The following is a 14,981-nucleotide window of genomic DNA, read 5'->3' as shown; positions in this document are numbered from 1 at the left end:
CAGGGAGGTGCATCCGATGGTGCTCATGCGGCTGGGGAGGACCGCGGGACCAGCGTGCTGCTCCACCCGGGTGACCGGCAAGCCGAACGGGTGGCCTGGCGGGATTCGAAGGGTGCCTGGCCAACCGCTGGCTCTTGCGGCCTTCCCGAGTAGTCTGCGAAACATGCGGATCTCTGTTTCCTCGGACATGGACGAGCCCGTCGCCCGCTCCCTCGTGGCCGCGCTGCGCGACCGAGGGCACGAGGTGCGCCCGTACGGCGCACTGCGTCCCGGGGACGACCCCCAGTGGGCGGTGTGCTCCGAGGCCGCGGCCCGCGAGGTCGCCGACGGGACGGCCGACCAGGCCGTGGTGTGCTGCTGGACCGGCACGGGCGCCTCGATCGCCGCGAACAAGGTGCCGGGCGTCCGGGCCGCCCTGTGCACGGACGCCTACACGGCCGACGGGGCGCGCCGCTGGAACGACGCCAACGTCCTCGCGCTCAGCCTGCGGCTCACGTCCGAGCCGCTGCTGAAGGAGATCCTCGACGCGTGGTTCGCCGGCGAGCCCAGCGCGGACGCCGAGGACCGGCAGAACGTGGACCGGGTCAGGCTGCTCGACCACGGCAACACCCGCCGATAGGTCACCGTCACAGCCGCACGACGATCAGCGCGGTGTCGTCGGTGGCGCCGCCGGGCGGCAGCAGTTCCAGCAGGACCGTGTCGGCGAGGGTCTCGGGATCCTGGTCCCGGTTCCGGTCCAGCGCGTCCGCCAGACGGGCCAGGCCGGTGTCGATGTCCTCGCCGCGACGCTCGACCAGGCCGTCGGTGTAGAGCACCAGAGTGGCGCCCGGAGTGAAGGTCGTCTGGGCCTGCGGTCGCGGAATCGGGTCGGGGCGGGCGTCGAGCGGCGTGTCGGTGGCGCCGTCGAGGAACTCGGCGCGGCCGTCGGGATGGACCAGCACGGGCGGCAGATGGCCGGCGCTGCTGTAGGTGATGGTGTGCCGGGTGAAGTCGATGAAGGTCGTCACGGCGGTCGCCGACTCGGCGCCGTCGACCACGTGGGCGTAGCGCCCCAGTACGTCCAGGGCCTGGGCCGGGCCCTCGGCGACCCGGGAGGCCGCGCTGAGCGCGCTGCGCAGCTGGCCCATGACACCGGCGGCCCCCAGCCCGTGCCCGACCACGTCGCCCACGGACACGCCGACGCGGTGGCCGTCGACCAGGTCGACCAGGTCGTACCAGTCCCCGCACACGTTGAGCGCGCCCACGGCGGGCCGGTACCGGACGGCGGCCCGGTGATGGGGGCTGACCTGACGGCGGTCGGGCAGCATCGCCTCCTGGAGGGCCAGCGCCACCTCGCGCTCCCGGGAGTGAGCCTGACGCAGCCGCTCGTTGAGTTCCTGGAGCTCACGGGCGCGGGTGTACAGCTCGGCCTCCAGGACCCTGGACCGGCTGCCCCGGCCCCCTCCCGAGCGGCCCCGGGCCCGGATCAGCTCCGTGACCTCCTCGACACGGTGCAGGATCAGCGCCACCTTGCCGTCGGGGCCGAGCAGCGGCGCGTTCACCGGACTCCAGTAGCGCTCCTGCCATTCCCCGGGCCGCCCGGGATCCTCGACGTCGTAACGCTGGAGGGCCATGGCGTCGCGCTCCCCGGTCGCCAGGACCCGGTACAGCGAGGCCTCCAGATTGCGCATGCCCGTCGAGGCGGGGTCGTTCGGGTTGTCGGGGAAGACGTCGAACAGGTAGCGCCCGACCAGCTGCTCGCGGGAACGCCCGGACACCCGGACGAACTCGTCGTTGACGTCCGCGTACACCAGCCCGGGCGTCAGCAGCGCCACCATGCCGGGCAGGGTCCGGAACACCGCCGTGTAGTCGATCGCCGAATCCGTCATGGCCGCCGCCTTACCACTGCCGGGATCAGACCAGTTTCCCACGGTATGGGGGAACCGGCCCCGGGCTTCACTCCAGGAGCGCCGCCACGGGCAGCTCGGCGAGCTCCGTCAGGGACTGCTCCGCCCAGATGATCTTCCCGTCGGGGACGAACCGCGTGCCCCACCGCTGGGTCAGCTGGGAGACCAGCAGCAGACCGCGCCCGCCCTCGTCCGTCGTACGGGGATGGCGCAGATGGGGCGCGGTGGCGCCGCTGTCCAGGACCTCGCAGACCAGGGCGCGCTCCCGGACCAGACGGAGCCGGATGGGCCCGGTGGCGTGCCGTATGGCGTTGGTGACCAGCTCGCTCACCACCAGTTCCGTCGTGAACGCCAGTTCGTCCAGCCCCCAGTGGGACAGCTGCCGGGTGGCCGTACGCCGGGCGTCGGCGACGAGGGCCGGGTCGGGGTCCAGGTCCCAGGCCGCGACCTGCTCGGTGCCGAGGCGTTTCGTACGGGCCATCAGCAGGGCCACGTCGTCGTACGGGCGCGCCGGGACCAGTGCGTCGACGACGTTCCGGCAGCGCGCGTCCAGCGGGCCCGCCCCTTCCAGTGCCCGGCGCAGGCGTTCCCGGCCGGCGTCGACGGCCCAGGTCTCTCCCCGGGCCAGCAGCCCGTCGGTGTGCAGGGCGAGGGTGCTGCCCTCCGCGAGGGACAGCTCGACCGCCTCGAAGGGCGGACCGCCCACGCCGAGCGGCGGTCCCTGCGGAAGATCGACGAACGTGACCGAGCCGTCGGGCAGCACCACGGCCGGTGCGGGATGCCCCGCGGCGGCCATCGAGCACCCGCCGTCGACCGGGTCGTAGACGACGTACAGGCACCCGGCGCCCACGCACTGCGTGCCCGCGGAGCCCGCCGCGCCCGGTTCGGCGCCTTCTTCCCGGGCCGATCGCCCCACCAGGTCGTCGAGGTGCCCCAGCACTTCCTCGGGCGGCAGATCCTGAGCGGCCAGCGTCCGTACGGCCGTCCGCAACTGCCCCATGGCCGCGGCGGCGTCGATGCCGTGCCCGGGCACCTCGCCCACGACGAGCGCGACGCGCGCCCCGGACAGCGGGATGAGGTCGTACCAGTCGCCGCCCAGGCCGGTCAGCTCGTCGGCCGGCCGGTAGCACGCGGCCGCCTCGACCGCGTCCTGCTCGGGGAGCCGGTGGGGGAGCAGGCTGCGCTGGAGGACGAGCGCGGCGTCGCGTTCGCGCGTGTAGCGCCGGGCGTTGTCCACGCAGACGGCCGCGCGGGAGACGAGATCCTCGGCCAGCCGCAGGTCCTCCTCGTCGAAGGGCTCGCGGCCGTGGCGCCGGAAGAAGGTGGTGATGCCCAGGGTGGTGCCGCGCGCCCGGACCGGCACGATCATCACGCTGTGCAGGCCCAGCTCCGAGAACGTGGACCGCCGGCCGCTCCGTTCGTCCGTGACCCACACCCGGTCCAGCGGATCCAGCCGCTCCGCGTGCCAGGGCCGTCCCGTGGTCAGGCAGCGGATCGGGGGCGCCTCGGCCGGGTACGTCGCGACCTCGCCGATCCCGACGACGGCCTCCGGGACGCCCTCCTCCGTGGACCGCTGGCCCGCCCGGCGCAGCGCCACCTGATCGGTGTCCACGAGCGGCCCGGGCGTCAGCTCGGCGCCCCGCAGCACCGTCTCCAGCAGGTCCACGGTGACGAGGTCGGCCAGTCCCGGCACGGCCACGTCGGCCAGTTCCTGCGCGGTGCGCTTGAGGTCCAGGCTGCGGCCGATGCTCTCGTTGGCGCGGTCCAGGAGCGCCAGCCGCTGCCGGGCGCGGTGCCGCTCGGTGATGTCGACGACCGTGTAGTACACGCCCATCGGGCGGCCCCGGTCGTCCTCGAGCCGGGTGAACGACAGCATGTGCGCGGTCTCGCGCAGGGGGGCCGACACCACATGGCCTACGTGCTCGTACCCGACCACGGGCTCGCCGGTCTCCAGCACGTGCCGCATCTGCGCCTCGACCGCCTGGGCGTCCAGGCCCGGCTGGACGTCCGCGAAGCGCAGGCCGAGCCGCCGGGCCGGCGGTCCTCCGCCGAACTGCTCCAGGGCGGCGTTCGACCACACGAATCGCAGGTCCGTGTCCACGATGGCGATACCGACCGGGGCGTCGGACACCATCCGTTCCAGCTCCGTGCGGCTCATGTCCCAGCCGGGTGCGTCGGCCAGCTCCGACAGCAGCGCCAGCCAGCGCGCGCCGCCGTGCGCCTCCTCGGCCGGGGTGATCCGGGCCGCGACTCTCACGGGCTGCCCGTCCCGGCGGCGGGCCGTCAGCAGCCCCGTCCAGCCGCCGTCCCTGCGGCACCGCTCGACCAGGTCCGGCACGCGCTGCGCGTCCTCGGCCGTCAGCAGGTCCGCCAGCTTCCTGCCGACCGCCTCGGCGGCCGGGTACGCCAGCAGCCGCCCGGCCTCACCGGTCCAGCCCGTCACCACGCCCTGAGGATCGAGCAACAGGGGCGCGGCGTCGGCCACGTCGAACCGCTGCCGGGCAACGCCGTACTCCTCGTGTTCGCCCACGGCCGACCTCTCTGTCGCTGAGAGTGGTCTACCACCTCTTGCCTCAATCTTCACCCTTCCGGCATGTGGGGGCGGCTTGTGCGGGGCCGGCCGGGGCGGCTCGGGGCGTGCAGGGTGCCCATCAGGCCGACGGCCTGCGGCGTCGTCGCCCGCTGTCCGGCGGCGCCTCAGACACCCTGCCCTGCCGGGCGACCTCGGCAACCCGCCCGACCGCCGGGCGGGTTTCGGCGTCGCCCCCTGCCAGGCCGCCTCCGATCTCGTCCGACCGCCGGGCGGGTTTGGGCGTTGCCCTGTGGCGGGCTGCCTTCGACCTCGCCCCACCGCCAGGCTGCCTCCGACCTCGACGCTCCGCGAGGCCGCCCTCCCCAGCAGCCCCCAGCCGGCGGCCTCCGCCGCAGCCCGCCCGCGCCTCTTACCGCAGCACCTTCTCCAGCGACCTGAGTGCCCCCTCCAGTTCCTCGGCCGTGATGGTGAGCGGTGGGGCCAGGCGGATCGTGGAGCCGTGGGTGTCCTTGGCCAGGATTCCCTCACGCATGAGGCGCTCGCTGATCTCGCGGCCCGTGCCGAGCGCGGGGTCGATGTCGACGCCCGCCCACAGACCCCGCGAGCGGAAGCCGACGACGCCCTTGCCGACCAGGCCGGTCAGGCCGTCCCGCAGGACCGCGCCCAGCTCGGTCGCGCGGCGCTGGAAGTCGCCCGTCTCCAGCAGCTCGACCACCGCCGTGCCGACCGCGGCCGCCAGCGGGTTGCCGCCGAAGGTCGACCCGTGCTCCCCGGGGTGCAGCACCCCGAGCACCTCCCGGCGCCCGACCACCGCGGACACCGGCACGATGCCGCCGCCCAGCGCCTTGCCCAGCAGCACCACGTCCGGCACGACCGACTCGTGCTCGACCGCCAGCGTGCCGCCCGTACGGCCGAGCCCGGACTGGATCTCGTCCGCGACGAACAGACACCCCTTGCGGCGGGTCAGCTCGCGCACGCCGGCCAGGTAGCCGTCGTCCGGAATGATCACCCCCGCCTCGCCCTGGATCGGCTCGATCAGCACGGCCGCCGTCGTCTCGTCGACCGCCGCTTCCAGCGCGGCCAGGTCGTTGTACGGCACGATCCGGAAGCCCGGCGTGAAGGGGCCGAACCCCTGCCGCGCCGTCTCGTCCGTGGAGAAGCTGACGATCGTCGTCGTACGGCCGTGGAAGTTGTCCGCCGCGACCACGATCGTCGCCCGGTCGGCCGGGACGCCCTTGACGTCGTACGCCCACTTGCGGGCCACCTTCACCCCGCTCTCCACCGCCTCCGCACCGGTGTTCATGGGCAGCACCATGTCCATACCGGTCAGCGCCGCCAGCCGCTCCGCGAACTCGGCGAGCCGGTCGTTGTGGAAGGCGCGGGACGTGAGGGTCAGCCGGTCGAGCTGGCGGTGGGCGGCCTCGATCAGCGCCGGGTGCCGGTGGCCGAAGTTCAGCGCCGAGTAGCCGGCCAGCATGTCCAGGTAGCGCCGCCCCTCCACGTCCTCCACCCAGGTCCCCTCGGCACGGGCGACGACCACGGGCAGCGGATGGTAGTTGTGCGCGAGGACCGGCTCCTCCGCGCGGATGAGCTCCTGAGAGCCACGGGTACGGACGGGTGCGGTCATGAGCGGATCTCCCGGATCTCCTGGGTGCAGCACTTGATGCCGCCACCGGCCTTCTGGAACTCGGACAGGTCGACGGGGACGGGGACGTAGCCACGGCCGGCGAGCCGGCGGGCCAGGCCCGTCGCCCCCGGTGAGATGAACACGTGCCGCCCGTCGGAGACGGAGTTGAGCCCGAACGCCATCGCGTCCTCGCGGGTGGCGAGCACCGCGTCCGGGTACAGCCGGGACAGCACCTCGCGGCTGCCCGGCGAGAACGCCTCGGGGTAGTAGGCGATGGTGTCGTCGTCGAGGACGAACAGCGCCGTGTCCAGGTGGTAGAAGTACGGGTCCACCAGCGTCAGACTGATCACCGGCATCCCGAAGTACTCCTGCGCCTCGCTGTGGGCCTCACGGGTGGTACGGAAGCCCGTTCCGGCCAGGATCCAGCGGCCGGCCGGCACCAGGTCGCCCTCGCCCTCGCACACCGACTCGGGGTGGTACACCTCGTAGCCCTCCGCCTTGAACCACGCCTCGTACGGCACGGACTCGGGACGGCGCTCGGGCGCGTGGAAGAGGGAGCCGAAGACGCGGCCGTCGACGACGACCGCCGCGTTCGCGGCGAAGACCATGTCGGGCAGACCGGGCACGGGTTTCACAGTGTCCACGGTATGGCCGTGGGCACGGTAGGCGTCGACCAGCGCCTGCCACTGGTCCAGCGCGCGGATGACGTCGACGGGTTCGCCGGGACGCATCCACGGGTTGATCGCGTACTGCACGGCGAAGTGTCTGGGCTCGCAGACGAGGTAGCGCCGCCGGCGCGGCACACGGGAGTCGGGCACAGAGGGGTCCCTCCGCTTCCTCACGGTGTGTGACTGAGGGTTGACACAACGGTAGGAACTGGCGGAGGTGGCCGACAAGGAACAAAGGTTGCGCGTCCACGCAGGAACGCTGCGTCTTGACGCCGGTCAGCGCACGCCTGCTGCGCCGCCCGGGGACTCCTCCGGCGCGGGCTGGCTGGCACCCGCCTCCGGACTCTCCGGAAGCAGATGGGACAGCACCATCACGCTGATCGTCTTCCGGATGAAAGGCTCCTGGCGGATCCGCTCCAGCACCTCCTCGAAGTGCTCCACGTCCCGCGCCCGCACGTGCAGCAGCGCGTCCGCACCGCCCGTCACGGTCATCGCCGCGGTGATCTCCGGGTAGTCGCGCACGACCTCCGCCAGCCGCCGCGGCGGGGCCGCGCCCTCGCAGTACACCTCGACATAGGCCTCGGTGCGCCAGCCCAGCGCCGACGGCTTCACCGTGGCCGTGAACCCGGTGATCACGCCCGTCTCCCGGAGCCGGTCGACCCGCCTCTTGACCGCCGTGGCCGACAGCCCGATCGCCGTGCCGATCTCGGCGAAGGACGTCCGGGCGTTCGCCATCAGCGCGGTGATGATCTTCCGGTCGAGTTCGTCGAACGGCGTGGACCTGCTGTTCATGCGGGCACTGTATCCACCGGCACCCCGGCCCGCGCCCGGCCCGGCACGGCCGCCTCCTCCCGCGCGGACGTCCACCCCCGACACATGTCAAGACCCGCGAATCGCCCCTACACTCCGGATTCATGCTGCGTGCCCTGGCTGTCGACGACGAACGCCCCTCGCTGGAGGAACTGCTCTACCTGCTGCACGCGGACCCCCGCGTCGGCAGCGCGGAGGGCGCCGGCGACGCGACCGAGGCGCTGCGCCGCATCAACCGCGCCCTGGAATCCGGCCCGGGCGGGCCCGAGGCGATCGACGTCGTCTTCCTCGACATCCAGATGCCCGGCCTCGACGGGCTCGACCTGGCCCGGCTGCTCACCGGGTTCGCCCGGCCGCCGCTCGTCGTGTTCGTCACCGCCCACGAGGACTTCGCCGTCCAGGCCTTCGACCTCAAGGCCGTCGACTACGTCCTCAAGCCCGTCCGCAAGGAACGGCTGGCCGAGGCCGTACGGCGCGCGGCCGAGCTGCGCGGCACCGCGCCCCGCATACCCGTGAGCGAGCCGGACCCCGACCACATACCCGTCGAGCTCGGGGGCGTGACCCGCTTCGTGGCCGTCGACGACATCACCCACGTCGAGGCCCAGGGCGACTACGCCCGCCTGCACACCGACAAGGGCAGCCACCTGGTCCGCATCCCGCTGTCCACCCTGGAGGAGCGCTGGCGCTCCCGCGGCTTCGTCCGCATCCACCGCCGCCACCTCGTCGCCCTGCGCCACATCGGCGAACTCCGCCTCGACGCGGGCACCGTCAGCGTCATCGTCGGCTCCGAGGAGCTCCAGGTCAGCCGGCGCCACACGCGCGAACTGCGCGACCTGCTCATGAGGAGGCCGTGACGGTGCCCCAGGACCACACCGAGCGCCGCGTCGTCGTCACCGGCCCGCCCCGCCAGGCCGGCCGGGCCACCTCCGGCTACTACCGCCCGCGCACCGAGATCGACGAACAGACCACCCTCGGTCACACCTACGTCCGCTCCCTGATGCGCACCCAGCTGCGCGCCGCCCTCACGGTCTTCGCGATCCTCGGCCTGCTCGTCGGCCCCCTGCCGCTGCTGTTCGCGGCGATGCCCGACGCCCGCCGCCTGGAGTGGGCCGTCCTCGGCTTCGGCCTCTACGCCCCGCTGGTCCTGCTCGCCCGCTGGTACGTCCGCCGCGCCGAGCGCAACGAGCGCGACTTCGTACGCCTCGTCGAAGACCGATGAACTCCCATTACGCCGTCCCCGCCGTCGCCCTGGTCGTCATCGCGACGGTCCTCGTGGGCGCCTTCGGCCTGCGCATCTCCCGCACCACCTCCGACTTCTACGTCGCCTCCCGCACCGTCGGTCCCCGCCTCAACGCCGCCGCCATCAGCGGCGAGTACCTCTCCGCCGCCTCCTTCCTGGGCATAGCGGGCCTCGTCCTGGTCCAGGGCCCCGACATGCTCTGGTACCCGGTCGGCTACACCGCCGGCTATCTGGTCCTGCTCCTCTTCGTCGCCGCCCCGCTGCGCCGCTCCGGTGCCTACACGCTCCCCGACTTCGCCGAGGCCCGCCTCGCCTCCCAGGCCGTACGGCGGCTGGCCGGTGCCTTCGTCGTCGGCGTGGGCTGGCTGTACCTGCTGCCCCAGCTCCAGGGCGCCGGACTGACCCTGACGGTGCTGACCGGGGCGCCCGACTGGCTCGGCGGAGTGATCGTCGCCGTCGTCGTGACCGCCACCGTCGCCGCCGGCGGCATGCGCAGCATCACCTTCGTCCAGGCCTTCCAGTACTGGCTGAAGCTCACCGCCCTGTTGGTCCCCGCCCTGTTCCTGGTCCTCGCCTGGCAGAGCGACGGAGCCCCCCGCCACGCCTTCGACGAGCCGGCCACCTTCCGTGAGCAGCGCGTCGTCCGCGTCGGCGACAGCATCGACCTGAAACTGGACCGGCCCCTCACCGTCACCGTGACCGGCACCGTGGACGGCCGCACGCACACCGCCACCCGCCTCGACCTGCCCGCCGGCACCCACCGCGTCGAACGAGGCACCCGGCTCACGTTCGCCGAGGGAGCGGCCGTTCCCGAGGCGCAGCGCAGCGGCGGCGGTGACCTGTCGCCCGCACCGGCCGAGAGCGGCGAGGAACGCCCGCTGTACGCCACGTACGGGCTGATCCTCGCCACGTTCCTCGGCACCATGGGCCTGCCGCACGTCGTGGTCCGCTTCTACACCAGCCCGCACGGCGTCGCCGCCCGCCGCACCACCGTCGTGGTCCTCGGCCTGATCGGCGCCTTCTACCTCCTGCCGCCCGTCTACGGCGCCCTCGGCCGCATCTACGCCCCCGAACTCACCCTCACCGGCGACGCGGACGCCGCCGTCCTCCTCCTGCCCGACCGCATCATCGGGGGAGTGGGCGGCGATCTGCTGGGCGCGCTGGTGGCGGGCGGCGCCTTCGCCGCGTTCCTGTCCACCGCTTCGGGGCTCACCATGGCCGTGGCGGGCGTGCTCACCCAGGACGTCCTGCCCGCGCGGGGCGTACGGCACTTCCGGCTCGGGACCGTCCTCGCGATGGCCATGCCCCTGGCGGCGAGCGTCCTGGTCGGTAGCCTCCCGGTCGCCGACGCGGTGGGGCTCGCCTTCGCCGTGTCCGCGTCCTCCTTCTGCCCGCTGCTCGTCCTCGGCATCTGGTGGCGGCGGCTCACCCCGCCCGGCGCGGCCGCCGGCATGCTGGTCGGTGGCGGCTCGGCCCTGCTCGCCGTCGCCGCGACCATGACGGGCTACCCGGGCGAGGGAGCGCTGCACGCCCTGCTCGCCTGGCCCGCGCTCTGGTCGGTGCCGCTCGGCTTCCTCACCATGATCCTGGTGTCCCTGGCCACCCCCGGCCGGGTGCCGCCGGGCACGGCGGCGGTCCTGGCCCGGTTCCACCTGCCCGAGGAACTGCGCACGGAGGTGACGGCATGAGCGGATTCCTGGCCGGCCTGTGTGTCGCCGTACTCCCGGTGCTCGCCCTGGGCGTCTGGCTCGGTCGGCGCACGGCACGGCCCCAGAGCCTCGGCGGCCTGGGCACCCCCGTCGAACACGCCACCTTCGAGACCCTGCACACCGCCACCCTCGCCGCGCCCCCGCTGCGGGCCGGGCTGACGGAGGAGACCGCCCGCAAGTCCGCCCGCAAACTGCGCTCCCTGCTCGGCACCGACGCCCTCTGCCTGACCGACCGCAAACAGGTCCTGGTCTGGGACGGTGACGGAGCCCACCACCGCACCGAGATCATGGAACGTCTCGCCGGCCCTCTGGAGACCGGCCGCGGCGAGGCCTTCCAGCTGACCTGCGACCTCCTCGACTGCCCGGTGCGCTGGGCGGTCGTCGCCCCGCTCACCGTCGACGACCGCGTGCACGGCGCCCTCGTCGCCTGTGCGCCCCGCGAGTCCGCGGTCCTCGTCCGGGCGGCCGGCGAGGTGGCCCGCTGGGTGTCCGTACAACTGGAGCTCGCGGACCTGGACCAGTCCCGCACCCGCCTCATCGAGGCCGAGATCAAGGCGCTGCGGGCCCAGATATCCCCGCACTTCATCTTCAACTCGCTCGCGGTGATCGCCTCGTTCGTCCGCACCGACCCCGAGCGCGCCCGCGAACTGCTCCTGGAATTCGCCGACTTCACCCGCTACTCGTTCCGCCGGCACGGTGACTTCACCACCCTCGCCGACGAACTCCACGCCATCGACCACTACCTGGCGCTCGTGCGGGCACGCTTCGGCGACCGCCTCTCCGTCACCCTCCAGATCGCCCCGGAGGTACTGCCCGTCGCCCTGCCCTTCCTGTGCCTCCAGCCGCTCGTCGAGAACGCCGTCAAGCACGGCCTGGAGGGCAAGACCGACAAGTGCCACATCCAGATCACCGCCCAGGACGCGGGCGCCGAGGCCCTGGTCGTCATCGAGGACGACGGCGCCGGAATGGACCCCGGACTGCTCCGCCGTATCCTCGCCCGCGAGGTCAGCCCCTCGGGCGGCATAGGGCTCTCCAACGTCGACGACCGGCTCCGCCAGGTCTACGGCGACGACCACGGCCTCGTCATCGAGACCGCCAAGGGCGCGGGAATGAAGATCACCGTCCGGCTCCCGAAGTACCAGCCGGGCGTGCATTCGGCCGGACGGCTGATCCCGGAGTGAGCTCTCAGGTGCTCTTCGTGGTGACCACCATCCCGAGGGTGATCAGGCCCAGGACGACCCAGCCGAACCACAGCCAGCCGTTGCTGCCGAGCGCCACCGTGTAGGCCGTCACCAGGACGAGGCCGCCGACGGTGACGACTCCCATGGTCTTCGTCGCGTTCGAACCGTTCGTGGAACCGGGCATCGCAACACCCTCCTCATGGTTCTGTTCCCCCCATGGTGCCCCCGTTCTGCCTCCTGACGGTGCAGACGACGACATGAGTACCGGATTTCCAGGGTCCGTCACTGGTCCAGGAACCGGCTTCGTAGACGGACGGATCGAAGCCGTAGTCGCGCGGCGCCACGTCCCGGGCGCATGCCCCGTCCGACGAGGTCCGTGCCTCGGCGAGCGTCACGTCGCCGCCCAGTCGGGTGAACCCGAGCACCTGCTGGTCGTACCGCCCGCCACACGGCACCAGCCGCGCCTCGCGGTTCGAACGGACGTCCAAGCAGTCGCGCTTCTGCATGGTCGCGGTGTCGGCGAACGCCGTACCGAACCTACGTCGCTCCCCGAGCGGCCCGTACAGCGGCCCGTGCGCGCCGAGGACCAGGCAGGCGGTGCGCCGCCCCGCCGCATCGAACCCGGTGCCACTCGGCACCACGGCGTGGCTGCGGACGTCGGCGAGCCGGTCCCGCAGCTCCCGGGTCCGCTCCTCGCACCGGCCCGGTCCCAGCTTCCGTGCCTCCTCCGCCGAGGCCGCCCCGACGAACGCCACCACCTGCCCGTCGGGCACCTTGTCCCGGCAGGTCGGGTCCAGGGTGAGCCGGGGCGTGCCGGCGAACCGGGTCCCGCCCGGCCAGTCGGCGAGGACACAGTCCCCGTCCGCCAGCGGCTTCCCGAGCCCGACGGCCTCGCCGTACGGTGCCGCCGTCCCGCCACCAGCCCGGTCGGCCAGCGCGTACCAGACGCCGCCGAGCGCCAGGACCAGCCCGAGCCCGCAGGCGGCGACGGCCCGGAGGGCGGGGGAGCGCCGCCGTCGCCGAGCACCGGACGCGGCGACCACGGGCCCGGGGCCCTCCGGTCCGGTCGGCGGCACGGGCGACGTCTCCCACGGTGACGGCGATCCGGGATCGGTCCGGGTCCGCTCGTACGCGTCCGACTGGGGCGTTACGAGCGCCGACAGGCCCGCCTCCGCCTCCTGCGCGGTCATCCGCAGCTCCGGATCCTTGGCGAGCAGCCCGCGCAGCACGGGCTCCAGAGCCCCGGCCCGTGCCGGGGCCAGCGGGTCCTCCATCACCACGGCGGTGAGTGCGGCCAGGTGCGATTCCCGCTCGAAGGGGCCGCGGCCCTCGACGCCGAAGTACAGCGTGCAGCCCAGCGAGAACAGGTCGGCGCCCGGCGTCGGAGCACCGCCGGACGCCCGCTCCGGCGCCAGATACCCCGCCGTGCCGACCAGCGCGGACGCCATCGTGTACCGCGTCTCACCGGCGTCCGGCTGCACGGAGATGCCGTAGTCGGCGAGCAGCACCCGCCCGTACGGAGAACCCGCGCGGTCCGGCGCGAGCAGGATGTTCGCCGGCTTCACGTCCCGGTGCATCACGCCCCGCTCGTGCCCCGAGGTCAGCGCGTCCAGTACGGCGAGACCGACGCGGGCGCACTCGGCCGGGGCGAGCGGTCCGCGCCGGGTCACCAGCTCCCGCAGGTCCACGGCACCGGTCACGTACTCCATGACGATCCACGGCAGCCCCTCGTGCTCCAGCACGTCGTGGACCGTCACCACATGCGGGTGTCCGCGCAGCCCGGCCGCGTGCCGGGCCTCCGCACGGGCCCGGGCGACCCGCGCCTCCCGTTCGTTACCGGCCTCGGCCGGGTCGCGGAACACGATCTCCTTCAGCGCGACCTCGCAGGCGAGTCTCTGGTCGTGGGCGAGCCAGACGTGCCCCATGCCGCCGCTGCCCAGGCGGCGCAGCAGCAGGTAGCGACCGGCGACGATCCGGCCCGCTCCCGACATCGGTGATCCTGAGGGCATCCGGTGACTCCCGGGTTCGGCGGGGGTGCGGTGCTAGACGGTGGCGCTCGGGACGGGCGGGGTGATCGCCGGAGCGGTGGGAACGGGGGCGGTCGTCGCAGGCGTGGTCGTCGCGGGGGCGCTGGACGCGGGCGTGCTGCTCACGGGCGGCGGTGCGCTGCTCACGGGCGGCGCCGCGCTGCTCGTGACCGGTTCACCGGTGGGAGGGGAGCTGGCGGTGGCCGGGGGAGGGGAGCTGGTGACCCGCGGCGGTGAGCCGGTCGCCGTCGGCGGTGCGCTGCTCCTGGGCGCGGCGCTCGACGGAGGCGGCGCGGAGCCGGACGGCGCCTTCGACGGGGGCTGACGAGAAGGCGCGGGCCCGGCACTCGTCGGAGGCGACCCGGTACTCGTCGTAGGCATGGAGCCGGCAGGGGGAGTGGAGGACGCCGAGGGCGATGGTGTCGACGTGCGGCCCTCCGTCCGCGACTCCGCCGTCACGCTCAGCGTCACGTACGCCCCGAACCGCAGCTCGGTGCCCGCGCCCGGGTCGGACGCGACGACCCGCGCACGGTCGGGAGGCGGCTCCTCACCCCGGAAGGCGACCGCCAGCCCCGCATCGGCCAGCCGCCGGCTCGCCTCCCCGAACGTCGCCCCGGCGAGGGGCGGCACGGCCCGCCGCTCCGTCGCGTCGAAGCCCCCGTCGGCCTCACCCGTCGTGCCGACGGGCCGCTCGATGCCCCGGCCGGAGTCCTGGACGTCGACGAGGGTGATGCGCTCCAGCTTCCGGGGAGCGGGCCGTACGACCACCACCTCGGCACGGTCGTAGCCCTGCCACTTCTCGTTGCCGTCCCCGAACGTGACGGATATCCGGCTCGTGTCGCCCTCGAAGGGCCGCAGCGGATTTCCGCACGAACATTTGACCGACGGAAGTCCCTGCTCATCGACGAGAATCGCGATTCCCGCCTGGAGCAAGGCCCGGAAGGGAACAGCCCTTCCCTTTTTGTAGTCGTGGTTCAACGCGAGGGTGTCGTGGCGCAGGAGAACCGGTGTGAGCCGGTCGAGATATCCCGGAATCTCGTCCGTACGCAGATGGAGGGCGGCCGCCCACGCCCGCGCCTTGCGATCGTTGCGCGGCGCGGTGAGGAACCGCTTCAGCCGCTCGACATCACAGATCCCCGGCTGCTCGGTCCCGCCGTACAGCCCCGGCGTATCGCCCTGCTGGAGGCCGCCCGGCACGGCCCGCGACCGCACCTGGGCGTCCCGGCCGAGCCCGCTGTCCTCGGCGAAGAAGGGCGCCAGGGACGGAACTCCCGCGGCGACCGCCTTCACCTCGAACAAG

13 protein-coding genes are annotated in these 14,981 nt (G+C 73.4%); 5 read left to right on the top strand and 8 right to left on the bottom strand.

What is annotated here, in order from left to right; translation table 11 throughout:
- The first annotated feature begins 163 nt into the window (after positions 1-163).
- A complete protein-coding gene (locus tag ABFX81_RS22595) occupies positions 164-619 on the top strand; it encodes an RpiB/LacA/LacB family sugar-phosphate isomerase (protein ID WP_086852538.1) in 456 nt (151 codons plus the stop codon).
- A 7-nt stretch (positions 620-626) separates the two neighbouring features.
- Here the strand turns inward: ABFX81_RS22595 and ABFX81_RS22590 are convergent, their stop codons facing one another.
- The 5 genes from ABFX81_RS22590 to ABFX81_RS22570 form a co-directional block, all read right to left on the bottom strand.
- A complete protein-coding gene (locus tag ABFX81_RS22590; protein ID WP_086852540.1) occupies positions 627-1,868 on the bottom strand; it encodes a SpoIIE family protein phosphatase in 1,242 nt (413 codons plus the stop codon).
- A 67-nt stretch (positions 1,869-1,935) separates the two neighbouring features.
- Complete coding sequence (locus ABFX81_RS22585; RefSeq protein ID WP_086852542.1) at positions 1,936-4,416, bottom strand: SpoIIE family protein phosphatase; 2,481 nt, start codon at positions 4,414-4,416, stop codon at positions 1,936-1,938.
- Between the two features lie 412 nt (positions 4,417-4,828).
- Positions 4,829-6,046 (bottom strand): ornithine--oxo-acid transaminase, encoded by a 1,218-nt coding sequence (rocD, locus tag ABFX81_RS22580; RefSeq protein ID WP_086853241.1) that lies wholly within the window; start codon positions 6,044-6,046, stop codon positions 4,829-4,831.
- Positions 6,043-6,864, bottom strand: a complete 822-nt coding sequence (ddaH, locus tag ABFX81_RS22575; protein WP_086853239.1) for a dimethylargininase — start codon at positions 6,862-6,864, stop codon at positions 6,043-6,045. Before ddaH ends, rocD begins: the two co-directional genes overlap by 4 nt.
- A gap of 126 nt (positions 6,865-6,990) precedes the next feature.
- Positions 6,991-7,506 carry an Lrp/AsnC family transcriptional regulator gene (locus tag ABFX81_RS22570; protein WP_086853237.1) on the bottom strand — a complete coding sequence of 172 codons (516 nt, stop codon included), beginning with the start codon at positions 7,504-7,506 and terminating at the stop codon, positions 6,991-6,993.
- 122 nt (positions 7,507-7,628) lie between these two features.
- Here ABFX81_RS22570 and ABFX81_RS22565 point away from each other — a divergent pair, with 122 nt between their 5' ends.
- The 4 genes from ABFX81_RS22565 to ABFX81_RS22550 are packed head-to-tail and all read left to right on the top strand — an operon-like array spanning position 7,629 to position 11,654.
- On the top strand, positions 7,629-8,378 hold the full coding sequence (locus tag ABFX81_RS22565) for a LytTR family transcriptional regulator DNA-binding domain-containing protein (RefSeq protein WP_086853234.1): 750 nt from the start codon (positions 7,629-7,631) through the stop codon (positions 8,376-8,378).
- A 2-nt stretch (positions 8,379-8,380) separates the two neighbouring features.
- Positions 8,381-8,743 carry a hypothetical protein gene (locus ABFX81_RS22560; RefSeq protein ID WP_086853243.1) on the top strand — a complete coding sequence of 121 codons (363 nt, stop codon included), beginning with the start codon at positions 8,381-8,383 and terminating at the stop codon, positions 8,741-8,743.
- Positions 8,740-10,452 (top strand): sodium/solute symporter, encoded by a 1,713-nt coding sequence (locus ABFX81_RS22555; RefSeq protein WP_346138553.1) that lies wholly within the window; start codon positions 8,740-8,742, stop codon positions 10,450-10,452. Before ABFX81_RS22560 ends, ABFX81_RS22555 begins: the two co-directional genes overlap by 4 nt.
- Entirely contained in the window at positions 10,449-11,654 is a 1,206-nt protein-coding gene (locus ABFX81_RS22550; RefSeq protein ID WP_086855435.1) for a histidine kinase, read from the top strand. The genes ABFX81_RS22555 and ABFX81_RS22550 overlap by 4 nt, the downstream gene beginning before the upstream one ends.
- A 4-nt stretch (positions 11,655-11,658) precedes the next feature.
- Here the strand turns inward: ABFX81_RS22550 and ABFX81_RS22545 are convergent, their stop codons facing one another.
- Genes ABFX81_RS22545 through ABFX81_RS22535 form a run of 3 tightly spaced genes read right to left on the bottom strand, consistent with a single transcriptional unit; the run spans position 11,659 to position 14,971 of the window.
- Positions 11,659-11,838, bottom strand: coding sequence for a hypothetical protein (locus ABFX81_RS22545; protein ID WP_010041043.1), 180 nt, complete (start codon positions 11,836-11,838; stop codon positions 11,659-11,661).
- A 13-nt stretch (positions 11,839-11,851) separates the two neighbouring features.
- Positions 11,852-13,663: a serine/threonine-protein kinase gene (locus ABFX81_RS22540; RefSeq protein ID WP_346138552.1), complete on the bottom strand. Its 1,812-nt coding sequence runs from the start codon at positions 13,661-13,663 to the stop codon at positions 11,852-11,854.
- A 33-nt stretch (positions 13,664-13,696) separates the two neighbouring features.
- Positions 13,697-14,971: a DUF6777 domain-containing protein gene (locus ABFX81_RS22535; protein WP_346138607.1), complete on the bottom strand. Its 1,275-nt coding sequence runs from the start codon at positions 14,969-14,971 to the stop codon at positions 13,697-13,699.
- Between the last annotated feature and the right edge of the window lie 10 nt (positions 14,972-14,981).

The organism is Streptomyces coeruleofuscus, assembly GCF_039532725.1.
GTDB lineage: Bacteria > Actinomycetota > Actinomycetes > Streptomycetales > Streptomycetaceae > Streptomyces > Streptomyces coeruleofuscus.
Note: the sequence above shows the minus strand (reverse complement) of the source record. Positions and strands in the feature narration are given on the sequence as shown.

Bases quoted from the DNA above. Each gene is read 5' to 3' on its own strand.
- ABFX81_RS22595 (WP_086852538.1), top strand. From the start codon at position 164: ATGCGGATCTCTGTTTCCTCGGACATGGACGAGCCCGTCGCCCGCTCC.
- ABFX81_RS22590 (WP_086852540.1), bottom strand. From the start codon at position 1,868: ATGACGGATTCGGCGATCGACTACACGGCGGTGTTCCGGACCCTGCCC.
- rocD (WP_086853241.1), bottom strand. From the start codon at position 6,046: ATGACCGCACCCGTCCGTACCCGTGGCTCTCAGGAGCTCATCCGCGCG.
- ABFX81_RS22570 (WP_086853237.1), bottom strand. From the start codon at position 7,506: ATGAACAGCAGGTCCACGCCGTTCGACGAACTCGACCGGAAGATCATC.
- ABFX81_RS22565 (WP_086853234.1), top strand. From the start codon at position 7,629: ATGCTGCGTGCCCTGGCTGTCGACGACGAACGCCCCTCGCTGGAGGAA.
- ABFX81_RS22555 (WP_346138553.1), top strand. From the start codon at position 8,740: ATGAACTCCCATTACGCCGTCCCCGCCGTCGCCCTGGTCGTCATCGCG.
- ABFX81_RS22550 (WP_086855435.1), top strand. From the start codon at position 10,449: ATGAGCGGATTCCTGGCCGGCCTGTGTGTCGCCGTACTCCCGGTGCTC.
- ABFX81_RS22545 (WP_010041043.1), bottom strand. From the start codon at position 11,838: ATGCCCGGTTCCACGAACGGTTCGAACGCGACGAAGACCATGGGAGTC.
- ABFX81_RS22540 (WP_346138552.1), bottom strand. From the start codon at position 13,663: ATGCCCTCAGGATCACCGATGTCGGGAGCGGGCCGGATCGTCGCCGGT.